Raw genomic sequence first — 22,439 nt, 5'->3', positions numbered from 1 at the left:
CCGGATGTCCGTGTACGAGAAGGCAAAGCTGCTTGAGGATCACGCTTCACGCATCGCGGATGGCGAGGACTCTCAGCGGCAGGCCGCTCGTGTATCAAGCCGGTTGCTGGAACTCCGCTCTCAGCTCAACCAGCTTCGCTCGCAACTGGCCGTCACGCAGGCTCTGCAGTCCCGCGGCGCGGGAATTGGCATCGACTTGTCCGGCATCGATGACGGCAGAGTTGGATTTGAACGCAGTCTGGGACCCAGCGGACTCCCCTCCAACCAGGTGTTCAACACGGCGAAGAAGAAGACACAGGCGGCAACCGATCGCCTCGCGGAAGAGAATCAAGCGGCTTGGTCTGCCTGGACGGAGCAACTCCTCGCGGAACTTCCCCTGGCACGAATCTCGATGCTTGTCGAATTCGAGGCCGAGGAGCAGGCATCCAAGCGACAACTCGAACTGGAGCGAATCGCCAAGGGTAAGGCGTCCAAAGACGCCATCACCACATTCGCAACCACGTACGCCGGACTGGCGGAACTTCTTCAAGATACTCAAGATCCGCCGGAAGCACTTGTCGACCTGCTGAATCGGCTACGCGAGAAGCCTGGCCTGACGCTAGGCGACGTCACAGACGAAGAGATCGCGCTCCTTCGCGAATGCCGGATGGACGCCCACATCACCCTGAAGAGGAAGGGTTCGTGAACCAGAGCCCCGTAGACCGGAAGTTCGTCAACGAACTCCTGAACCAACTTGAAGATCTTGAGTTGCCCCTCCTCATGTGGGGCGTGACGGAAGGTGCGCTCTCAGAGGATGACGTCCTCAACTGCATTGAGCGGTTCCTCGACGAATGCGAGAATCCGCCAGCACTATCAGCTGTCGAGATCCTCCGCGAGATGCAGGGCCGCGCGCTGCTCTTCAAGGTGTCCTGGCCTACTGACGGATCGATCTGGTACCGCACTCGTTTTGCTGAAGCTCTGCGCTTGACCGCGGGACTGCGTCAACTGTTCCGTCCTCGCGGAGACTGGGCAGACGACACACCCAACGGGTGGTGGCGGCAAGGGAAGCGGCTCGTTGCTGACTACCGCCTACACGTTCGCTACCGCCGTTACCCGGATCGAGACATTCCGGGCTCCCAGGCACTCAAGGAGTTGCGCGCCCTTCCCGGTTGGGGCGATCTTCAAGACCGCGTTGCCCAGGATCAACTGGGCGGCAAGGACCTCGCCCGTTTTCAATTGGAGGCAACGCAAGCTGTCTTCTCCTCACTGCGAGGCCAAAACCGTTCCAAGGGCATCATCGTCAGCGCCGGCACCGGCAGTGGCAAGACGCTGTCCTTTTACCTGCCCGCCTTCGCGGCCATAGCGGAGTACGCCCACAGCAGGGTTCAGAACAGGATCCACACTCTGGCTCTGTATCCGCGAACTGAGTTGCTGCGGGATCAGTTGCGCGATGCGATCGTCAATGCTCGCAGCGTTCAGAGCGCGCTCGTCAGCCAGGGGAAGAGGCCTCTGCGTCTCGGCGCACTCTACGGAGGCACCCCGAATCACGCCGACGACTGGCGACTTCAGCCCGGACGAGGTTCCGGCCGTTGGGCACGTGCAGGGGACGGCGCCGTGTGTCCCTTCCTTCCCTGTCCCAGCCCTGAGTGTGAAGACGGCGAGTTGATTTGGTCCGACAGGGACCGCGCTGAACGCGTTGAACGCCTCATATGCCGACGCTGCGGGGACGACATCCCGGACGGTCAACTCGCCCTGACTCGCGAGTCCTTGAAGAAGAACCCGCCGCACCTGTTGTTCACCACTACCGAGATGCTGAACAATTGCAGCGCCGACGGCTACCTCGATAGCCTCCTGGGCTGGCGCGGGGGAAGCGTGCCGTCCCTGATGCTCCTCGATGAGGTGCACACCTACTCGGGAGTGCACGGGGCGCAGGTCGCCTACCTCCTACGCAGATGGAGGGACGCAGTAGGCAAACCCGTAACTTTCGTGGGCCTCAGCGCCACACTGCGCGACGCGAACCAGTTCTTCGCACAGTTGGTCGGCCTGCGCGAGAGCGACGTGGACCCCATTGCACCCGACGATGCCACCATGGTGCGGGAAGGCCGCGAGTACGCGCTCGCGCTGCGAGGCGACCCAGTCTCGGGAGCCAGTCTCCTGTCCACGTCGATCCAGACTGCGATGCTCTGGGGCCGCGTACTCGACAACGGTGACGACGCCTTCCTCTACGGCTCGACCGGGTTCCTCTTCACGGATGCCCTGGACGTCACCAACCGCTTCTACAAGTACCTCCGCGACGCCGAGGGCGACCAGGACCACCGTGGGCGCACGAATCGCCGGGGTGACGTGCTGGCCGGGTTGCGGTCACGTGCGCGCCCTGAGCCCGGGCCTCGCTACCTCGAGGGACAGAACTGGGAACTCGTCGAGCGGATCGGTCATGAACTCGACCCCGATCTCCGCATGCATCCCTTGATCATCGGGCGGACCTCATCCCAGGACGCGGGGGTGAACCGCGATGCGAACCTCACCATCGCTACGGCGTCGTTGGAAGTGGGCTTCAACGATCCCCGGGTTGGTCTCGTCCTTCAGCACAAGGCACCGCGGAATGCTGCTTCGTTCATCCAGCGCCGCGGCCGCGCTGGCCGAGAGCGCGGGACTCGGCCGCTGACCATTGTGACCTTGTCGGACTACGGTCGCGATCGCCTGGCCTACCAGGGCTACGAAACGCTCTTTGCTCCGGAGGTCGCTGCCACGACCTTGCCGCTCAAGAACCGGTACGTCCTCAAGATCCAGGGAGCGCAGGCTCTCCTTGACTGGGCCGGGCGCAGGATGCGTGTCCAGGTCGGGCGGGGCGACGTGCGTAAGCTCCTGACAACCCCGGATGACCCGAGGATCTTGTCCGAGTACGAGAACGAGCGCCTCGGACTGATCAAAATCCTGCATCAACTGCTGACCGAGGAGCGTGTCCAGGACGAGTTTGCACGACACCTCGTCAAGGCGTTGAAGATCAGCGTTGACGACGCGCAGGCCGTATTGTGGGAACAGCCTCGCTCCCTCCTCATGGCCGTCGTGCCCACCGCTCTTCGCCGGCTCCGCTCTCGTTGGGAACCTCTTGTAAACGACCCGGGCATGGGCAAGAAGGCCATGCTGCCCGAGTTCATCACCCGTACCCTGTTCGAGCCGCTGAACCTTCCTGAGGTCGATCTGGAACTCCCCTTCGACAATGGGGACGGATCCATCGAGCACATGCCCATCGGTAAGGCGCTGACTGAAGCCGTGCCGGGACGGGTCAGCCGACGTTTCGGATACCTGGACGACACTCACCGCACGTGGCTCCCCATCCCCGACGAGGACGGCCACGTGCTCAACCTGAGGGAAATCGTCACCGAGGGCAGGCTGGAGGGAACCTGGCAGCCTCATGGATGCGATGGCGCCCACTTCGAAGTCGTCCGCCCATTGAGTCTCGCGCTTTCCCAACCCGATCCCGACATCGTGGACCAGTCCCACGGACAGCCGCAGTGGGGCACCCAGATCGTAGTGGAGGACGACGCACCCCTCAGTGAGGGGACCGTGCCGAAGCCTTCTCCCTGGCAACGTCGCATTGACACGGTCAGCTTTGCGACTCACGCGGCCGGCAACCCTGTACAAGTGCGCCGCATGACGTTCGGCGCTGAGTGCAACGTCCGCCGGGAACGCCAGAACAGTCAAGCCCGCACTGTTCGATACGAACTCCGGGGACGACCGGCCGCACTCGGATTCGCCTTGGGTGTCGACGCCATCCGCTTCGCACTCAAGCCGCTCAACCTCGACGATCCAGCTGTCAGGGAGTACCTCACTACGCCTCAGTGGCGCTCTCTGGCCTTCTTGCATACGGTTCAGGATGATCCGGCCTTGGCCGAGATCTCCGACAGCTTCCAGAGGGAGCGCCTGGCCCAGATCTATCTGACCGCGTTCGCTCTGACCGGACTCGACGGGAACCGCACGAACGCTGACGTCCGTGCGCTGCTGAAGAACGGTTCCTGGACTCACGATCTCTCCAAGATCTTCCAAGTGCTCTACCGTGACTCCGACGTGACTGAGCAGGAGGTCGACGGTGATCGACTCGTGTCAGAGTTGATCAAGCTTGTCGCCAACAGCACGGTCATCACCGCTCTGGACAGGGCAGCAGAGCTGCTGGTAGCAGAGGACATTTCAGCTGAGACCAGCCCGCTCGCGCGGCGCACATACCGCGACACGATGGCAGCTGCGATTCTCGCTGCTGCTCAACGCGCGTGGCCGAACGCACAGGACGGCGATCTCATCGTTGACACACTTCCCGGTGCGGGAGAGGACTCGCTCACCGAGGTGTGGCTCAGTGAAACGTCCGTGGGGGGGTTGGGGATCGTTGAGCAGTTGGTCGACTTCTACTCGAAGGATCCCCGGCGATTCTGGGGGCTTGTGACGAGCAGCCTCGCGCCAAGCGAATACGAGTACGTCGACGCCACGCTGACCCGGTTCCTCCGGCACGTCATCGACGAACCCAGCGGAACAGCTGCCCAGGCAATGGCGACACTCCGGGCTGGCAGTTCCGCCAAGGAGGCCGAGGACGCTCTGGACGTCCTTCGCGAGGCCTGGGCACGGCTCGACGGCCCGCCTCGGCATGCAGCTGTTGCTGCCCTGTCCACGCGGCTTCTGCGCCCGGGGTCTGGACCCGATACTGACGTCACCGCTCTCGTCCTTGTTGACGCATGGACGGAGTTGGAGCGACGTCTCCGGGTCGAGGTCGACGCTCGCGTAATCGCATACGCCGTAGGATCCGGCAAGCTCCAGATGGAAGGCGCCCGGTCCCTGACCGCAGACCAGGTCTTCAGTCTTCTGTGGCCCCGTGGCCACCAGGCCCGCACTCAAGACCTGAAGCACTACCAGCCATATGCCGACGGCCCCGTCCTCGAGCGTCTGCTGGTCCAAGCCGCACATGATGACCGTATACCGGTGATCGACGTCACCAAGCCCACCTGGGATAACGCCTACCGGCAGCAATTGACCGCGACCTCGGCTGTCGAGATGGTCTGTCCAGCGGGAGACGCAACTCTGATGGCTCAAGCCTTGAAGCAGGTTCCGGTCACGCCCATCGACCGGGATGTGCTGCGCGTCTACGGAGAAGTCTGCGGCGTGGTCCGCCACCAGAACGAGATTCGAGTCAGGGTCGAATTGAGGGAGGCAGCCCAGTGAAATCCCAGGAACGAACCCTCCGCACTGGGCAGCACACCGCGATTCGCGTTGACACCATGCTGTCCGCCGCGCTGATTGCGGAGTTCATCGCACCCAGCGACCACCTATGGTTGGTGTCCGCGTGGATCACCGACGTCCAGGTCCTCGACAACAGCCACGGGGCCTACGACGCACTCTTTGGCGACACCCCTCCCGTGGGGTGCCGACTCTCAGACGCCGTGGCCCGCATCGCCCATGGTGGCGCACAGGTACACGTCGTGACCCGCGATGATTCCCACAACGAGGACTTCCTGCGCCGGCTGATGAAGGCGGCATCAGGAAGGAAGCTTCACATCGTCCGCGACCCGGATATCCACGAGAAGACGCTGTGCGGGAATGACTGGATGCTGAGTGGATCGATGAACTTCACGATCCGAGGCATGGCCCGGAACGACGAAAAGATCACTTACCGGGCAGGCGGCGACGCTGCCGCTCAAGCACGCATTGACCTGGCCGAGCGGTGGGGGAACGGAGAATGAACCAGACCACGTCCTGGACCATTGATCGTATCCAGGCGTTCCTGCACAGGTTCTTCGGCGAGGGCAACGACGCATGGCCCAAGATGGACCCCAAGCACTCGTGGACAGCGCGCACCGAGCCCTTCGTCAAGATCGCGCTTGGCGATAACGACGCGCCCATCGTTCTCCCTCGTTGGGTCGCCGAAAACCAGTCGTACTCGATGTACGCCATTGCACGTGACCCAGCAGATGCCGGCAAGACAGCTGAACTCATTGAGGCATTTGCCGGGCCTACGTACATTTACTGCAACATGGAGCGCGGTGGCCTTCGTCCAACCCTCCTCAACCGGGACGATCCCGTGGAACGCGCCGTCATCGACCTGGCTGGCGAACGTTCCACTTTCCGGCTGACAACCGGGGAGAGCGACAAGTACCGGCAGGGCCTGACTGATGCTCTGCTACTGATGCACCAGACCTACCTGAGGCGTCCGCCGAGGCTATGGCGCGTCGTAAAGCCGGTCGGGCGTCTCATCGCCGAGTTCGACGCGGCTCTCGCGGCCGGCGGCGAAGCTGCGTCGCTTGACCTCCTTGAGCAACTCGCTGCCGCGGGCGGGCTCACTGCGACGAATCTCGCGCATCTCAAGCTCAAGAGACTTGACCGTCTCGGAGCGAGTACCAAGGTGCTGGAGTTCCCGGCACTCCAGGACGTGGCCCGGCAAGATCCTCCTGCGCCGGTGAAGGCAGCAATCCTGAACGCCGTGTACACCGTTGCTCTGGAGGAGCCACTCGCGGCTCGGAATCTGGAGGCGGCCAAGTCCAACCTCATCACCCACGGCAGGGCCGTCCCCGAGTTGCTCGCAGGCGACCCGCGGTCGTATGGACCGCAGGCCATGACGGTGCTCCTACTGGCTTGCGTGATCCTCAAGAACGCAGAGGCCGCACGCCGGTTTGTGACGGCTGCTGAGGACCTTGACCAGACACCCGAGATCCCCACGCTTGTGTTGAACGAGGTCAATGTCCTCATTGCGCAGGCTTCGGACGACCTCGATGCCTCCACAGCCGCGCAACCCGAGGAGTCGGCCGACACGGCCACTCCGATCAACGATTGGCCAGCCCTGTTCTTCGCGCTCGCCGAGGGCGACAGCGCGGCGAAGGACGCTCTGGATGAGGAACAGTGGACCTTGTGGTCCACTCCTGCAGAGCACGATGGGACCCTCGCTGAGTTCCTGGACGGGTTGAGCGACGGTGCCGCGCGAGAACTATGGCGGGCAGTAGGCTCGTTCATCGATGCCGTGGGCTACGACGACCCCGCACCCGAATGCGCCCACGCATTCATCCGCAACGCAGTGCTTTTCAACCGCTACAGCCCTGGCGACTTGGCGGCCTTGCAGGCGCTGATGGATATCGCACTTCGCGCTGCTCCCTCTGCCGAGCAGTACGCGGAGATCCTTAAGGACATCGGTTCGGACTCGGAACGGTGGGTTGCTCCCGAACGGGCCTCGGCCGTCTTGGACTTCGTCGACCGCTTGTTCCTTGCAGCGTGCCCTGATCCTGAGGCCCGCACGAGCCTGTGCTCGCAGCTGCTCGGGCCTCTGTCTGCACACAGCCGCCGTCTCACTGAGGCAGACCTTGCCTTCGCTCGCCGGCTCTCTGAAGACCTCGGCATCAACTTCTCTTGGGATGCTCCTGCCGGCGAAGACGGCAAGGAGAGCACGCCCGTCGAGTTCCCCTCGGCGACACTGCTGCTCTACTCACTGGACGAGGCAGTGCTCACCCGATGCCAGGAGGAACTGAAGCGGCTCGCTCCCGCTGTGAAGGTCTTGACGGCCTACGACCATGTAGGCACGCCGCAGCTGCGGCAGAAGGCCCGTAGTGCCAATGTGATCGCTGTGGCCACGCGCTGCGCCAAGCACGCGGCCACCGGCTTCATTGATCAGAACAAGACGACAAAGTACGTCGGATATGCGAACGGGAGTGGCTCCGCGTCGCTCCTCCGCGCTGCCGTCGATACGCTCCGTCTCGCAGCAGCAGAGTCTTAACAGAGCGGGGGCCGCCCAGGATAGGGCGGCCCCCGCAGCAAGCGCGAGCTATGGGCTATGCGCTGACTCGGGCTTGCAGATAGCTGCTGAGCAGCCGTACGTCCTTGGACGTATTCTGCAGGCTGTTCCAGTTGGGCTGATGGTCATCTCCGAAGTTCCACTTCCCCGTGGTCCAGGCCACGTGCTCTTCCAGCCCACGCAGAATGGCACGAACGTCATCCCAGTCGACCTTGTCGACCGGGACATCCGCAGTGAGCCGGTCCATGACGAAGCCCATCGCCTGGATGCCCACCCCATGGGTCAGCCTGGACTCCTTCGGGGGCTTCCCCCACGCCTCGCGGAAGATGCTTGCCACTGGCGTCCAGAAGGCCATCAGATGGGCCAGCATCCGCTCCTCGTCCCCGGTGCCATCGGTGGCGTTGCGGTACTGGTACAAGGCGCCCTCGTAGATGCTGTGCTCCAGCATCTTCAGAACGCTGTTGTCCTTGATGTCTCCGGTCGGGGATGTGGGACTGCTGATCCTTCCGCTGAAGGGGCCGTCCCCCATATTCAGGTGCACCATGAGCCTCGCGGCGAGTGCCCTGCGCGCGAGAGAGCGCGGCAGTTGGCCGGTGGTCTCGGGCAGAAGCTCGTACACCAGTCCCTTGGGGAGCGGCTTGGTGGAGTTGACCAGGATGAACTGCGACCGCTGCTCTTCCTGCCCGGACGCGATGAAGCCCACGGCAGCGACAGGGAACTCAGCGAGGTCAGCGTCCCTGATGGCGGCGCTGCGCTGCTGTCCGTCCACGAGCCAGGCCGGCTTCTTGTCGTCGGCCAGTGACTCGTCGACCGGGATGATCAGCTCGCCCGGGATGGAGTACTTCACATCGCCACCACGGACCGCTGGTTCGAACCTCACCCGCTCGTCGAATGCGAGGACCACGGCGTTAGGGAGCATCGCTCCCTCGGACTCGAGGTAGCGGCGGATTGAGCGGATGTGGCTGAGGACCTCGGGCCGCTGGTACCCCTGCAACCGCTTCTGGTCATCACGGCGGATGCGCGACACGGCGGCGAAGTCATGCAGTTTCTTGCCGTCGACGGCGAAGCAGTAGATCTCCTTGGTGCCTTGGAGGATCTTGAGGGCGGGTAGCTTCAGCTCGTAGCGGTCGGCCACATCATCTCCTGTTGGGTTACTTTGGGTGTTATGCGCGTTCTGGGCGATTATGCGAACGACAGCTTGCGCATCTTTGCTTCGAGTACCGTCATGTTATGGAATCCGCGGCGCTTGTTACGCTCGGACCCACGGAATATGACCATCTCGATCTTGTGTTCCCGGCAGAGGTCGCATGTGCAGTGCTTCCATGGCCTGTCAACCAGCGTGGCGCCGTATCGCTTCAGTTGGTTGTCCAACTGCTTCAGCTTCTTGGTGTCGCCGAGGAGCACCTGGTAGCGGCGCAAGGCATCCAAGACCTCTGAAGCATCCACCAAATCCTTGTCGTAATCACGCAGCAATTGAAGGCACTCTCGCTCGGCCTTGATTGCTTCGGATTGGGATACGACGCCGGCTAGGATCAATCGCTTGAGAGCTGGATTTCCGTCGACCTGCGGAACGCGAATCGCCGTGTAGGCCGTATCCGCGGTGTGATAGTTGTTGCGCTCATCCATAAAGGCCTGACGGAAAGCGGAAGTGCTATCAAAGCTTTCTACGTGGAGTTTTGCGAAATCTTGCATGCTGTCGACGCGAGTGATTCCGAGGAGATGGAGGTCAACTCCTTGTTCGCGAACTTTCGCAATCTTCTTGAGGCATTCCACGATCTCGGGCGTCTTCAGTGGAACCATGCCGCCTAGGGCGATTCGCTTATAGCCCATTTTCTGAAGTCGAGCAACGCTGTCGGCGTAGCTGTCCGGGCTCCATCCCTGGGCTGCACCGACCGGTTCGAGCTTGTCGTCTTCTTCGAGGATCTTGGAATTGCGCGATCTGACACCAGAAATGAATTCTTCAGCCAACTCCAGTGAGATCTCACGTCTCTTTACCCATGCAGGATTTGCATCATCTTCGGTGAGTTCAGGATCATATCCGAAGATTACGTGGTCGATGCTGATCCCGGAGTTGAACTTGCAGCCGATATAGAAGTCGAGTACCTGATCAACCGTGTAGGGTGGGAGTTCTTCGTCGATGTAGTTGAAGGCTCCGCAGTCTCCAAGACTGCTCATCGTCTTGGGGAGCCTGAAGAAGTCCCGCACGCCAAGCCGATAGAGCCGTTCACGCTGCGGTGCGCTGTACTTACCCGCCCCCTTGACGGATCCGTCGACAATGGCCTTGCTGACCAGGATGCCGTCATACGGTGCCAGCTTCACAGCCTGATGGGCATAGAAATCGTCCCGTTGCCGGACGCGAAAAGGAGAATACTCGTCATTGAGGAAGTCATAGCTCGGACTGACCTGGTCCTGGCTGTCCGGAAAGTAGAACCTCACGCTGCGCCCATCCTTGCCTTCTGGTAAACGCGAATCAGGTAATTTGACAGGATGTTGATGTGCTTTGTGATGTTCTCCAATTCGTTCCAGGTGTAGTTAATCTCGGGCCAGCGCCCCTTGGTCCAGCGGCAGTAGGGTTCGACAAGAGCCAATTCGGCCATGACCTTGCTGTAGGCATCGTCCGAGTTGATGTCTACTTCAAACATCACTCGCTCCATGACGCGGTCCATGAGCTGCCCCATTGACCGAATGCCGACGCCGTGCATCAGTCGGCTCTTGTTGGGGGAGATTCCCCAGGCGTCCGGAAACGTGTCCCGCACGGCCGTCCAGTAAACGACAAGGATCTTGCGAATAGTGCTCGTATCGATGGTTCCGCTGGACAAATCCTTATAAGGGAAGAGCACCCCGGAAGGCGACAATGACGCAGTGATCGCCTGAAGTAGGCTGTTGTCCTTAACGACAGTCTCAGATTTCCTGCTAGCTGTCGTCGACGCTTGTTTGATAAGGCCCTTAAAGGGTGAGTCGCCATCCTGGCTCAGTGCATTCACCAAGATCGCCGGAAGCTTTCGAGACGAGAGTTTGGTGGGTAGCTGAGTGTTCACTTCCGGCAGGAGTTCGGAAACCAGGTCGCTGGGAAGCGGCGACACTGTGTTCACCCGCAAAAATTGCTCGCGCTGGACATGCAGATCTTCGGAAACGAAGCCGGCCACTGTGATAGGCAACTTGGAATTCTGAGTACGCGCAAGGGCCAGGCTCCGCTGCTGGCCATCAACGATCAGAGCTGGACGTGGAGCCTCGCGTGACTCTGGCAGTGGGATCTCAAGCATCCCAATGGTTGCAAGGCCGTCGCTAGGGTTCGGGCCACGGCTTCCCCTGAAACGCACTGAGGAAGGAAGCGCGAGGATGAGTCCGTTCGGAAACAGCACCTTGTCCCCGTCCAGATACTCCAAGATCTGCTTTACGTGCTGCTTTTTCTCAGGCCGCTGGTAGCCGAGAAGCTTTCCGGCTTCATCGCGAGAGATCCGCGCAACGTCGGCTACGAGGTCGACTTCTCCGGCTTCCAATGCAAAGAGGTACAAAGGGATGTCGGGGTGCTGATTGATGCGCAGAGCTCTGCGCGTGATGAGGTTCTCGGTCACTGATCCCCCATGGTTCGCTTGAACAAGCTGGCAAACCTGCTCTGTTCACATGCTCGGCCGCTGTCGCGCAAGATTCGCAACAGCCGTGTCCGTGAGACCCCCGGTTGAGTTCCCATCTCATGCCTGATGAAGGCGATGACCTGTGCATCGGTCATGGGCTGACGATTGAGTTGTTCCGGCTTCGGTACAGCCGACGCCCACTCGTGCCAGGCAGAACTGGTGGCCTCAGAGGTCAGTCGACTGTCTTCGCAGTGCTGGAGCCAGGAAGCGGCCATGCGCACATTGAGGCTCGTAAGTGTTCCGCCGAGCGCGGGTCGCAGCCCTGCATCGGAGGCGACTCTTCGGATGCCGGGGATTCCTTCGATACCGCCTACCAGCAGTGCCTCGCTCGCAACGGCACCCAGAGCTCGGAGTTCTGCTTCCATGGCTTTCGCGTAGACCTCAGACAGAACCATCAATATTGGTCCGCTTTTTTCGAGTTCCTGCAATGTTGTGCGACCTTGTTCCTCTTGAAGGTGCCTCCACCATTGGGCGCTTCCGTCCGCGGAGGTGGCCACCGAGTCAGCGTGTCGCGTGCTGAATGTCGCCGCGTATGCCGGGGCCGACTCGGATGCTGGCCGAAGACCGAGGCCGGCGGACGCGACCCATAGCCGTGCGTCGAAACCAGCCTTGGCGGCCATAGCGACGAGGTGACGCGACTGCGTCCAGTGGTCGCCGCAGTAGAGCTTGTCGAGTGGCTGGGTAGCGGAGGCGTCTGCGACGCGCCTCTTCCAGATGGTCGAGCGTTCCTCCGCGGTCCCAACTGGCAGTGACCTTGCGTGCAGTGAGGCTTCCGGCGCCACAGCCTTACGGTCAGTGCATGTGACCACAAGTGAAAGTTGCCTCATGCGGCTCGGCTCCCGACGCTCATAACTACCAGTCTATTGTCGTTACTCTACCTGTCACTTTTCGCGTAGGCTGCCGCAGTACACACGGAGCTAACTAGGAGCAGGCATGGCGGAGCGTCCCGCGATCGTTCTACTGAGTGGCGGATTGGACTCAACGACCGTTCTGGCGATCGCCAAGGACCAGGGCTACACGCCGTACGCGCTGAGCTTCCGCTACGGGCAGCGGCACAGCGTGGAGCTTGAGGCCGCGAAGCGCGTGGCTGAGGCGCAGGGGGTCGCTCGGCACGTCATCGCGGACATCGACCTGCGAGTTTTTGGCGGATCCGCGCTCACGTCGGACATCGACGTTCCGAAGCGCGAGTCTCTGGACGACGCTGGCGCCAAGGACACCGGCAGCAGTGTCCCTGTTACGTACGTCCCGGCACGCAACACGATCTTCCTCTCCTTCGCCCTCGCCTATGCGGAGACGGTTGGGACGAGCGACATCTTCACCGGAGTGACCGCGGTCGACTACAGCGGGTACCCGGACTGCCGCCCCGAGTACATGGAGGCCTACGAGCGCATGGCCAACCTGGCCACCCGCGCCGGGGTCGAGGGCACGCAGAGTCTCAAGCTCCACTCGCCGCTCATCGCCATGTCGAAGGCCGACATCGTCCGCGAGGGCCTGCGCCTCGGCGTGGACTACTCCCTCACCTCCTCTTGCTACGACCCGGACGAGCAGGGGCGGGCATGCGGACATTGCGAGACCTGCCTGCTCCGCCTCAAGGGCTTCGCCGAGGCCTGCGTCACCGACCCCGTGCAGTACCAGGGCGCGTGAGAATGACCTACCTGGTCAAGGAGATCTTCTACACCCTGCAAGGCGAAGGGAGTCACGCCGGCCGTCCAGCCGTATTCTGCCGCTTCTCCCGGTGCAACTTGTGGACGGGCCTGGAGAAGGATCGTCACCGTGCGATCTGCCAGTTCTGCGACACAGATTTCGTCGGAACCGACGGGGAAGGTGGCGGCCGGTTCAGCACCCCGGACGACCTTGCTCGAGCCGTCGAGCAGGCGTGGCCGTCGTCGTCCAGAGAGCACCGCTTCGTGGTATGCACCGGCGGCGAGCCCCTCCTGCAACTCGACGAAGCGGCGATCGACGCGCTGCACGCCCGAGGCTTCGAGGTAGCCGTCGAGACGAACGGCACCCGCGTACCGCCGAACGGCATCGACTGGATCTGCGTCAGCCCCAAGATCGGATCCGAACTGATCGTGACCAGCGGAGACGAACTGAAGCTCGTCTACCCTCAGTTGGGTGGCGACCCCCGTCAGTTCGAGCACCTGGACTTCCAGTACTTCCGGCTCCAGCCCATGGACGGCCCGGACGCTGAAGCCAACACCAGGGCGACGGTCGACTACTGCATGAAGAACCCGCGCTGGATCCTCTCTCTCCAGACGCACAAGTACCTGGGAATTCAGTAATGGAAATCTTCCGCGAGTTCACCTTCGAGGCTGCGCACCGCCTGCCCAACGTGCCCGAGGGCCACAAGTGTCAGCGCCTGCACGGCCACTCCTACAAGGTCATCGTCCACGTCGAGGCTCCCGTCGACCCTGAGACGGGCTGGGTCATGGACTTCGGCGACCTCAAGAAGGCCTTCAAGCCCCTCGAAGCACGGCTCGACCACTACTACCTCAACGACATCGAAGGCCTGGGGAACCCGACGAGCGAAGTTCTTGCCCGCTGGATCTGGGAGCGACTGAAGCCGACCCTGCCCGACCTCTCTGCGCTCACCGTTCGCGAGACGTGCACGTCCGGCTGCACCTATCGGGGCGAGTGAGCGATGCACGACATCCAGAACGAGACTGACACCCGCGGCATCGAGATCGACGAGGTTGGCATCAGCGGCCTGCGCTACCCGCTGTACTTCGAGGACGGCCACCTCCGCCAGGAGGGGATTGCCGAGATCGAAGTGACCGTGCGGCTCCAGCATGACCGCCGTGGCACCCACATGAGCCGCATGGTGGCTCTCGCCCACGAGTACCTTCGCCGGTTCGACCCGCGCAGGCTGCCGCACGTGCTGAAAGTCGGTGCGGACCGCCTGGATGCACCGGAGCTCGCAGTGTCGGTAGCCATCCCGCTGAGCACGACGGTGATCGCGCCTGCGACTGGCGCCGAGTCGTTTCAGGTCCACGATGTCCGGTTCGACGGCCGCTGGGACGACGGAGACACGACAGTGATCACGTCGGTTACCACCGAGGTCACCAGTCTGTGCCCGTGCTCGAAAGCGATCTCTGACTACGGCGCCCACAACCAGCGCAGCCGTGTCATGCTGTCCGTGACCGGGCACGGGGACACCCCCTATCCCTTTGGGGTGCAGCAGGCCGTACGACTCTTGGAACGCTGTGCGTCCGCGCCCGTCGTGCCCTTGGTAAAGCGTCCAGATGAACGTGTGCTGACGATGCAGGCGTACGACCACCCTGTGTTCGTCGAAGACATTGCCCGCGAAGTCAGCCACGTCTGCCGCGAGCGGGGTCTTCGTCACTCGGTGAGGGTCCGCAACCTAGAAAGCATCCATAGTCACGACGCCATCGCATACATCGCTGGCTGAGCCCCGCACTCAATCCAGGGCGTGTCACATGGCCTGCTCCGGTCGGGGCTTGCCTTGACGGAACCGTGGAATGATGTGGCTGACCTGCACCTTCGCACGCCCGTGGGGGTAAGCCCAGCCAAACGGTCCGGGATAGCAACAGGGCGGTGCCTCGGCCTCGGACTCTACGAAACTCGGAGCAGCTCACTGTGGGGCGATACCGTCCCTCTCGGTGACGACATTTGGATCACCGGCAACCATGTTCAGTCCGCAGTCGCCGCCTTGAAGACCGTCGGCGCGCGTCGCGTGGCGGTCGTCGTTCTCGGCCGCTACCTTAACCCCTCGCACCGCGACATCGGCGAGGTCGAGCGGGCCCGGCTGCGCCGCTTTTCCTGGGACGTGTACCCGCTGCGGAACTGGTCTCATTCTTGAGGGAAGAGGAAGTGGCACCAGGGCAGACGGGTGCCTGCGGGTGGTTCAGCTGTCCAGAGTGATCGGTCCGTCAGGAATCCAGCGATCCACGTATCCCTCGATGAGTAGTGGGAGTTTGGTCGGAAGATCGGCATCTCCGGCAGGTGCGCGAGTGGATGCCAACTCCCGTCGTGGGTCAGTGAGCTGGTGTCCGGTGCGGACAGTCTGAGGATGACGATCGCGTACAGGTGGAGTTCCGCCTCGACCATCACGGAGATGCGGCCGGTGACGGTTCCGCGTGTCATCGTGGGAAGCGCGGTGTGACACCGCCTCCACTGTTTGAGTGCCTTGGTCTAGGTAAGGCAGGCTGAGACGGGTCACTGCAGTGGCGTCAGGCGATGTGCCCAGCGCGTTTGCGCAGGAACACCGCCCGGCCGTCGTGGGAGAGCAGCACGATCAGGCTGCGGCGGATGCGCGGTACTCGGAAGGCCATGGTGCCCACGTTGATCAACAGTGGCGGCCTGGGCACAGGGGACGAGGCGTTGTGGGGAAGCGCTGAGCGACAGCAACCGTCGTCAACCGGACTGTGGCTGGCTGTGCTGCTGAGCAGCAGCTATTCGCTGAACGTTCCCGAATCGGGAGCCGACCGTTTCCGAAGCCTCTGCGGCCACCCCGCTGGCCTGCACCGATGGAGTTTTCTGCAAGCCCCACGAAGGCTACGAAGGCAAGGCAGGGGTCTGTGGCAGACCTTGTCGAGAACCCAGTGGCTGGGCCCCGACCTGGCTTGGCAGACCCGGTGGTCGGAGAGGTTCTGCCGCTGGTGTCCGGTGGGTTGGACGATTGCTGCGGCGGGAGCCTGGCCGACCACTGACAGGGTAGCGGATGTGCCGGTCGGCGCGCTTATCCGTTGGGGCTGGGCGGTCGGGGCTTGGGCCGGCTCGGCGATGGCCCCTTTGTGGCGGGCGGTGGGCTCGGGGGTGGTGAACCGGGCGCGATGGTGGACGGCGCGGACAACGCGGTTCGTCGTGTTCGCGGCCGATGCGGTCCTGGGCACTGCGCGGCGCCGGTCTCGGCCGCTGGGGCCTTCCGGGAACGGCATGATCCGTACGGGTACGGCCCTGGGCGATCGCACGGCCGTCAGCCGGGGGCGCGGGAGGTCGCACGGTCCTTGGTGATGGTGACGGACGAGGCGGAGGGGCTTGCGCCATACGGTCGGTGTCGCTCAAGCCGTGGGCGTGTCATGGCCGAAGGAAGGGTGTTCGTCGCTCGCGGGCCTGTCTTGGTTCGGCCGTGGGCGATTCCGTCCTCGCAAGGAGCATGTATGCGCTTGAGCGCGCGCTGGGCACCGATCGCCCTTCTGCTACTCGTTCCCCTGATCAGCGGCGCCGGCATGAACGGTGGCGCCGGCAGCGCCGACGCGACGGCCGGTTCCAGACAGGCTCCCGTTCCCGCACCGGCTCCCGTTCCCGCACCGGCTCCCGCACCGGCCCTCGTACCGGCTCCCGCTCCGGTTCCCGCTCCCGCAGCGACCCCCGTTCCCGTGGAGCGTTCCGCCGAGGCGATTCCCGGTCAGTACATCGTGACCCTTCAGCCCGCGTTCACGGCGGCCACGGTGGTGCGACAGCTCGGCGTCAAGCCTCGGTTCACCTACGGGACCGTCGTGCGCGGGTTCGCCGCCGCCCTCACCGAGGACCAGTTGCGCGCCGTACGGGCGTTTCCGGGCGTCCAGGCCATCGAGGAGAACGCACGGATCAGCGTCGGCTCACCCTTGGCCGCGGAAGCGACGCCCGGGATGACGCCCGGGGCGACGCCCGGCACGGCAGCCGGGGCGACGCCCGGCACGGCACCCGGGGCGACGCCCGAGGGACCCGAGGAGCGCGTGGTGAGGTCGGTCAGGGCCGCGAGCTGGGGCCTGGACCGGATCGACCAGCGCAACCTGCCCCTAGACAGCGAGTTCACCGTGACCGGTACGGGCCGGGGCGTCACGGCGTACATCGTCGACACCGGGATCGAGACCGCGCACAGCGAGTTCGGCGGTCGTGCCACCGTCGGGTTCGACGCCGTCGGTGACGGGCGCGACGGGCAGGACTGCAACTCCCATGGCACACACGTGGCGGGCACCACGGGCGGCGCGACCTACGGCGTGGCGCGCTCGGTCTCTCTTGTCTCCGTCCGCGTGCTGAACTGCCAGGGGCAGGGCGACTGGGCCGGTGTCATCGCCGGACTCGACTGGGTCGCGGCCCACGCCAGGCAGCCCTCGGTCCTCAATGCCTCCATCGGCGGCTCCTCGTCGGCGGCGGTGGACAGCGCCGTCAACGCCATCGCCGACCTGGGCGTCCTGCCCGTCGCCGCGGCCGGCAACGAGTCCCAGAACGCCTGCCGTGTCTCGCCCGCCGGAGCCGCGGAGGCGGTCGCCGTGGGCGCCACCGACATCCAGGACCGCGAGGCCCGCTTCAGCAACTACGGCCGCTGCCTGACGACCTACGCGCCGGGCGTCGCCATCGTCTCCGCCAAACTCGGCGGCGGCTCCAGCACGCTCAGCGGCACCTCCATGGCCAGTCCCCATGTCGCCGGCGTCGCCGCCCTCCTGAAGGAGAAGTACCCGACGGCCTCCCCCGCCGAGCTGACCCGCCGGCTCATCAGCTCGTCCACCAAGGACGTGATCCGTCCCATCAGTACGGCCTCACCCAACCGTCTGCTCCACACCGACGGACTCTGATCAGCTGTTGACGGATCCCGGCTGACCTTTGATCGGCCTGTTGATGGATCCCGGCTGATCTCTGATCGGCCTCTGAGGGATCGCGTGGTCCGCTCGTCATAGTTCGCCCCGGGAAGGGCCGGCTCCTCACCGGGAGCCGGCCCTTCCCGCGCCACTGGCGATGAGTTTCCACGGATCGTGGAGTCGGTGGTGTGGGCGCGCCCGTATCGCTGGTGCGGACGCGCCCACAGGTGACGACGAGGACGACGAGGAGAGCGGACCCATGTTGCTCAAGGACAAGACCGCGGTGATCTACGGCGGCAGTGGCGCCATCGGCAGCGCCGTGGCCCGGACCTTCGCACGGGAAGGGGCGCGTGTCTTTCTCGCCGCCAGGACCCCGGCGCCGCTGGAGCGGGTCGCCGCCGAGATCGGGGACGAGGGCGGCGCCGTCGAGGCCGCCGTGGTGGACGCGCTCGACGAACAGGCCGTGGACGCGCACGCCGCCGACGTGGCCGCGCGGACCGGTGGTATCGACATCTCGTTCAATCTGATCTCGCACGGCGATGTGCAGGGCACCCCCCTCGTGGAGATGCCGTTCGCGGACTTCCAGCAGCCCGTCATGACCGCGCTGCGGACGAATTTCCTGACCGCACGGGCCGCCGCGCGCCATATGATCCCGCGCCGCTCGGGCGTGATCCTGATGTTCGGCGGGTACGGCGACCCGAGGCCCGAGTGGAATCTGGGCGGGCTGCAAGTGGCGCTCCAGGCCGTCGAGGCGCTGCGCAGACAACTCGCCGGTGAGCTGGGACGGTACGGGATCCGCGCGCTGACGCTCCAGACGGCGGGGATCGTGGACACCATCCCCGAGGACTTCGAGGGCGGCGCGGCCATCGTCGAGGACACCGTGCGGCGGACGCTGCTCAAGCGGGCGGCGACACGGGAGGACGTCGCGAACGTGGCCGCCTTCGCCGCCTCCGACCGCGCCCGGTCCATGACCGCGACCGCGTTCAACATCACCTGCGGCACGGTGGTCGACTGAGTCCGGGGAAGGCGGGCGGTTCGACCACGGACCGGGCGGTCGAGTAGCGTCGCGGCGGGCCGAGCGGCCCTTGAACGCCGAGAGCTGGGACGCCGAGAGAGGTGCCGAGGTGCCGGAGCCGCACATCCTGACCGCGCCGGGGGCGCCCTTCGCCGTCGTACGGGACGAGAACGGTTCGCCCATGTACGCCGACGGACCGCGCACCCTGCGCGAGTTCGTGGAGGCGACCTGGGCCTACGGCGACCGGCCGTTCCTGGTGGCGGAGAGCGGGACGTACACGTACGGAGAGTTCTTCGCCGCCGCCTCCGCGCTGGCCAACCGTCTGCTCGACGGGTACGGGCTGCGCCGGGGCGACCGTGCCGTCATCGCCATGCGCAACCATCCCGAGTGGCAGATCGCCTTCTGGGCGGCCCAGTTGGCCGGGCTGGTCGCCGTACCGCTGAACGCCTGGTGGACCGAGGACGAGTTCAGCTACGCCCTGGACGACTGCGCGCCACGCGTCCTGCTGGTGGACGGCGAGCGGCTGCCGCGCGTGGCGCGCTGGGCCGCGCGCGAGGGCGTCCGGACGCTGGTCTTCCATCACGGCGTCGGTGACGGGGGCGAGCAGGACGAGACGGGTGAGGCGGGTGAGGCCGACCTGGGTGAGACGGCCGGGCGGTACGCGCGGGTCGAGCGGTACGGGCCGATCGAGCGGTACGAGGACCTGCCCGCGCCCGATCCGTTGGCCGCGCCGCCCGACGTCGAGGTACGGGCCGAGGACGACGCCACCATCATCTACACGTCGGGCACCACCGGCCGGCCCAAGGGTGCCGTCGCCACCCAGCTCGCCCAGGCAGGCGCGGCCATGAACCCGCGCTACCACGCCGCCGCCTCCGCCCTCGCGCGCGGACGGATCCCCGGGCAGGGCCCCGCGCCCGTCGCGCTGATGACGTATCCCTTCTTCCATGTGGCCGCGTTCACCTGCGTCTACTCGGTCATGGCCGTCGGGGGGACGCTCGTACTGATGCGTGCGTGGGACGCGCGGCAGGCCCTGAGGCTGATCCGCGAGCACCGGGTGACGTACTTCGCGGGTGTCCCGGCCACCGCGCTCCAGCTCCTGGACGCGGCGGAGACGGATTTCAGGGCCGGGGCCGGGACGGAGGCCGAGACCGATTCCAGCGCCGAGTCCAGGGCAGAGGCCGGGACCAGGGCCGCGGCGGAGAGCGACGCGCTGGCGACGCTGACCCTGTTCAGCACCGGTGGCGCCGCCGCGCCGCCCGCGCTCGTCGGCCGGCTCACCGCCCGCTACGGCGAGCGCGTCGAGCCGCGCAACGGCTACGGCCTGACGGAGACCTGCGGCGGAGTGCTGGCCGTCTTCGGCGAGGAGTACCGGCGCTTCCCCGACAGCGTGGGCCGCCCGACGCCCGCCACCGAGGTACGGATCGCCGGACCGCGGGGCGAGAGCGTTCCGGAGGGACAGGTGGGCGAGCTCTGGCTGCGCGGCCAGGCGCTCGTACGCGGCTACTGGCACGACGAGGCCGCCACCGCCGAGGCCTTCACCCCTGACGGCTGGTTCAGGACCGGCGATCTCGTGACGGCGCGCGACGGGCGCGTCGCGGTGGTGGACCGGATCAAGGACATGGTCGTCCGAGGCGGTGAGAACGTGTACTGCGCGGAGGTCGAGGCCGTGCTGCACGACCATCCCGAGGTCCTGGACGCCGCGGTGCTGGGCGTTCCGCACCCTGTGCTGGGTGAGGAGGTGGTGGCCGTGGTACGGCTCAGGAAGGCCGCCGGGCGGGCCGCCGCGCCGGGCGCCGGTCCGGGCGGAGGTGCGGGTGGAGATCCTGGCGCGGGGCCCGGCGGAGGTCTGAACGGAGGCCCGGGCGCCGGTCATGGCGAAGATCCCGACGGAGAACCCGGCGGAGGCCCGGGCGCCGGTCCGGGGGGAGAGCCCGGCGCAGGTCCCGGCACAGGTTCCGGCACCGCCGCGGACGCCGAGGCGCTGCGCGCGCATGTCGCCGCCCGTCTCGCCGCCTTCAAGGTCCCGGCCCATGTGCTCGTACGGGAGGAGCCGCTGCCGCGCAATCCGGCCGGCAAGATCCTCAAGCGCGAGCTGCGGACAGAGGTTCTCTCGCGGACCGGGTTCTCGCGGAACGGGGTTCTGCCGGACCTGCGGGACGCGCCTTAGGGCCGTGACACCCGCACCCTGAAGTTCCCGCCCGGCTCCTTCGCCATCACGGAGATCCGGATGTCGTGCTCGCTGTCCACGAAGGTCTCGCCCGGCATGTAGGGCGCGTCCGACAGCTCCGCGTGCACATTGGGCCGCCGGGTGCAGCCGCCGCTGTTCTCGCGGCTGTCCGCGACCGCGATCGGGCCGCGCCCGGTGTCGACCGTGGAGTCCACCCGGTAGATCAGCACACCGGGCCGGCAGACCGCCTCGTCGTTGCCCTCCCGGGTCCGTACCTCCACCGCGTAACCGGACTCCTTGGAGACCGGTACGAAGGTCACCTTGGGCCCGCCCCTGCGCGCCAGCGGCTCCAGCAGATACTCGCTGACGCCTGACATGGACGCGCAGCGGATCTGCTCGTCGTCCAGCCAGCCGAGCTTCCACTTGTGCCAGCCCAGCAGATCGTTGTTGGCGCCCCAGTCCTCGGACATGATGTCCCAGTGCCCGACCGAGCTGCCGCCGTCCATGGTGTAGAGATCGGGCAGTCCGAAGACATGGCCGTTCTCGTGCGGCAGCACCCGGTAACCGGTCTCGCGGTACGACCCCGAGCCGTCGTCCTGGCGGCTGTAGACGAAGGACGTGTTGGCGAGCGGTGCGCCGTCGGCCTCGGGCGCGTCCGAGTTGCCGGAGAACGTGACGGACAGCACGGTGTCGAGCGCCGAGGGCCCGGCGTTGGGCGTGACCAGGACATTGACCAGGTCGTACGCGGCGAAGTCCACCCGGCTGTCGGCGGCGGACACGATGTCCTCGACCAGCCGCCGGTAGCCGGGCTCGTACGGCGCTCCGCGCTCTATCCCGTACGCGGCGAAGGAGAGCGGCATCCGCAGCCAGTCCGTCAGCGGGGCCTCGGGCTGGTAGTCGAGCCGTCCGTACGAACTGTTCCTGAACCACTGGGACGTCTTCGGGAAGAACTCGCCGAGCCGGTCGAGCGCCTTTCCCGGGCCTTGCGCGTCCGGAAAGTCGATCATGAGATTGAGTGCGCGGACCGTGCCGGTGGAGGGCGAGTAGCCGGGCGGAGTGGGCAGGCCCTCCGACATCTGTACGGCCGAGGTGGCCGCGATACGGCAGGGGGTGAGGGAGGCGTCCCGGCCCGCGGCCACGGAGCCCGCGGAGGCGCGTGTGGGGCCGGGGAGCGTGCCGCTGGCGGTGGTCAGTGCGGCGAGGGTGAGGGCGGTGAGGCCGGCCAGGGCGCCGAGCCGGTGGGAACCCCGGCGGTGTCTGCCGCGGCCTCTGCCATGGCCTCCGCTTCCGCCTTCGCCTCCGCCTCCGCAGGCGTCACCGGATTCGCCGCTTGGTCCGTCGGCCCCGCTGCTTCCGCCGC

The 22,439-nt window shown here is 65.3% G+C and carries 17 protein-coding genes; 12 read left to right on the top strand and 5 right to left on the bottom strand.

Going from position 1 to position 22,439, the window contains the following annotated elements; genetic code table 11:
* Positions 1 to 4: 4 nt before the first annotated feature.
* The 4 genes from BFF77_RS12230 to dpdD are packed head-to-tail and all read left to right on the top strand — an operon-like array spanning position 5 to position 7,723.
* Positions 5 to 685 (top strand): hypothetical protein, encoded by a 681-nt coding sequence (locus tag BFF77_RS12230; protein WP_066947754.1) that lies wholly within the window; start codon positions 5 to 7, stop codon positions 683 to 685.
* On the top strand, positions 682 to 5,187 hold the full coding sequence (gene dpdJ / locus BFF77_RS12225; RefSeq protein ID WP_066947703.1) for a protein DpdJ: 4,506 nt from the start codon (positions 682 to 684) through the stop codon (positions 5,185 to 5,187). The genes BFF77_RS12230 and dpdJ overlap by 4 nt, the downstream gene beginning before the upstream one ends.
* Positions 5,184 to 5,705, top strand: coding sequence for a phospholipase D-like domain-containing protein DpdK (gene dpdK, locus BFF77_RS12220; RefSeq protein WP_245703373.1), 522 nt, complete (start codon positions 5,184 to 5,186; stop codon positions 5,703 to 5,705). The genes dpdJ and dpdK overlap by 4 nt, the downstream gene beginning before the upstream one ends.
* A complete protein-coding gene (dpdD, locus tag BFF77_RS12215; RefSeq protein ID WP_066947700.1) occupies positions 5,702 to 7,723 on the top strand; it encodes a protein DpdD in 2,022 nt (673 codons plus the stop codon). The genes dpdK and dpdD overlap by 4 nt, the downstream gene beginning before the upstream one ends.
* A gap of 55 nt (positions 7,724 to 7,778) precedes the next feature.
* On the opposite strand, the gene dbpB (BFF77_RS12210) is transcribed toward dpdD, so the two are convergent.
* From dbpB (BFF77_RS12210) to BFF77_RS36810, 4 genes are read right to left on the bottom strand one after another with little or no spacing between them, the layout of a single operon-like run.
* Positions 7,779 to 8,876, bottom strand: a complete 1,098-nt coding sequence (gene dbpB / locus BFF77_RS12210; protein WP_066947696.1) for a DGQHR domain-containing protein DpdB — start codon at positions 8,874 to 8,876, stop codon at positions 7,779 to 7,781.
* A gap of 47 nt (positions 8,877 to 8,923) precedes the next feature.
* Positions 8,924 to 10,177: a tRNA-guanine transglycosylase DpdA gene (dpdA, locus tag BFF77_RS12205; RefSeq protein ID WP_066947693.1), complete on the bottom strand. Its 1,254-nt coding sequence runs from the start codon at positions 10,175 to 10,177 to the stop codon at positions 8,924 to 8,926.
* Positions 10,174 to 11,316, bottom strand: a complete 1,143-nt coding sequence (dbpB, locus tag BFF77_RS12200; RefSeq protein WP_066947690.1) for a DGQHR domain-containing protein DpdB — start codon at positions 11,314 to 11,316, stop codon at positions 10,174 to 10,176. Before dbpB (BFF77_RS12200) ends, dpdA begins: the two co-directional genes overlap by 4 nt.
* On the bottom strand, positions 11,313 to 11,804 hold the full coding sequence (locus BFF77_RS36810; protein WP_245703372.1) for a hypothetical protein: 492 nt from the start codon (positions 11,802 to 11,804) through the stop codon (positions 11,313 to 11,315). The genes dbpB (BFF77_RS12200) and BFF77_RS36810 overlap by 4 nt, the downstream gene beginning before the upstream one ends.
* A 505-nt stretch (positions 11,805 to 12,309) precedes the next feature.
* Between BFF77_RS36810 and queC the strand changes: the two genes are divergently transcribed.
* From queC to BFF77_RS12165, 8 genes are all read left to right on the top strand, one after another.
* Complete coding sequence (gene queC, locus BFF77_RS12195) at positions 12,310 to 13,020, top strand: 7-cyano-7-deazaguanine synthase QueC (protein WP_066947686.1); 711 nt, start codon at positions 12,310 to 12,312, stop codon at positions 13,018 to 13,020.
* Between the two features lie 2 nt (positions 13,021 to 13,022).
* On the top strand, positions 13,023 to 13,658 hold the full coding sequence (queE, locus tag BFF77_RS12190) for a 7-carboxy-7-deazaguanine synthase (protein WP_066947683.1): 636 nt from the start codon (positions 13,023 to 13,025) through the stop codon (positions 13,656 to 13,658).
* Positions 13,658 to 14,014 (top strand): 6-carboxytetrahydropterin synthase QueD, encoded by a 357-nt coding sequence (gene queD, locus BFF77_RS12185; protein ID WP_066947680.1) that lies wholly within the window; start codon positions 13,658 to 13,660, stop codon positions 14,012 to 14,014. The genes queE and queD overlap by 1 nt, the downstream gene beginning before the upstream one ends.
* 3 nt (positions 14,015 to 14,017) lie before the next feature.
* Positions 14,018 to 14,785 carry a GTP cyclohydrolase I FolE2 gene (locus BFF77_RS12180; protein ID WP_066947677.1) on the top strand — a complete coding sequence of 256 codons (768 nt, stop codon included), beginning with the start codon at positions 14,018 to 14,020 and terminating at the stop codon, positions 14,783 to 14,785.
* A gap of 261 nt (positions 14,786 to 15,046) precedes the next feature.
* Positions 15,047 to 15,196, top strand: coding sequence for a hypothetical protein (locus BFF77_RS35585; protein ID WP_169922657.1), 150 nt, complete (start codon positions 15,047 to 15,049; stop codon positions 15,194 to 15,196).
* 1,300 nt (positions 15,197 to 16,496) lie between these two features.
* Positions 16,497 to 17,894, top strand: coding sequence for a S8 family peptidase (locus BFF77_RS12175; protein ID WP_245703370.1), 1,398 nt, complete (start codon positions 16,497 to 16,499; stop codon positions 17,892 to 17,894).
* A gap of 262 nt (positions 17,895 to 18,156) precedes the next feature.
* On the top strand, positions 18,157 to 18,912 hold the full coding sequence (locus BFF77_RS12170; protein ID WP_066947674.1) for an SDR family NAD(P)-dependent oxidoreductase: 756 nt from the start codon (positions 18,157 to 18,159) through the stop codon (positions 18,910 to 18,912).
* A gap of 181 nt (positions 18,913 to 19,093) precedes the next feature.
* Entirely contained in the window at positions 19,094 to 21,079 is a 1,986-nt protein-coding gene (locus BFF77_RS12165) for a class I adenylate-forming enzyme family protein (RefSeq protein WP_079125080.1), read from the top strand.
* Here the strand turns inward: BFF77_RS12165 and BFF77_RS12160 are convergent.
* On the bottom strand, positions 21,076 to 22,305 hold the full coding sequence (locus tag BFF77_RS12160; protein ID WP_066947747.1) for a M6 family metalloprotease domain-containing protein: 1,230 nt from the start codon (positions 22,303 to 22,305) through the stop codon (positions 21,076 to 21,078). The two genes, BFF77_RS12165 and BFF77_RS12160, sit on opposite strands and share 4 nt — an antisense overlap.
* Positions 22,306 to 22,439: the final 134 nt, after the last annotated feature.

This window comes from Streptomyces lushanensis (genome assembly GCF_001700515.1).
Lineage (GTDB): Bacteria > Actinomycetota > Actinomycetes > Streptomycetales > Streptomycetaceae > Streptomyces > Streptomyces lushanensis.
The sequence above is the reverse complement of the archived record's forward strand: the minus strand, read 5'-3'. Positions and strand labels throughout refer to the sequence as shown.

Coding starts and splice junctions, on each gene's coding strand:
- BFF77_RS12230 (WP_066947754.1), top strand. CDS start 5: ATGTCCGTGTACGAGAAGGCAAAGCTGCTTGAGGATCACGCTTCACGC.
- BFF77_RS12175 (WP_245703370.1), top strand. CDS start 16,497: ATGCGCTTGAGCGCGCGCTGGGCACCGATCGCCCTTCTGCTACTCGTT.
- BFF77_RS12180 (WP_066947677.1), top strand. CDS start 14,018: ATGCACGACATCCAGAACGAGACTGACACCCGCGGCATCGAGATCGAC.
- dpdD (WP_066947700.1), top strand. CDS start 5,702: ATGAACCAGACCACGTCCTGGACCATTGATCGTATCCAGGCGTTCCTG.
- BFF77_RS12165 (WP_079125080.1), top strand. CDS start 19,094: ATGTACGCCGACGGACCGCGCACCCTGCGCGAGTTCGTGGAGGCGACC.
- queE (WP_066947683.1), top strand. CDS start 13,023: ATGACCTACCTGGTCAAGGAGATCTTCTACACCCTGCAAGGCGAAGGG.
- queD (WP_066947680.1), top strand. CDS start 13,658: ATGGAAATCTTCCGCGAGTTCACCTTCGAGGCTGCGCACCGCCTGCCC.
- queC (WP_066947686.1), top strand. CDS start 12,310: ATGGCGGAGCGTCCCGCGATCGTTCTACTGAGTGGCGGATTGGACTCA.
- BFF77_RS12170 (WP_066947674.1), top strand. CDS start 18,157: ATGTTGCTCAAGGACAAGACCGCGGTGATCTACGGCGGCAGTGGCGCC.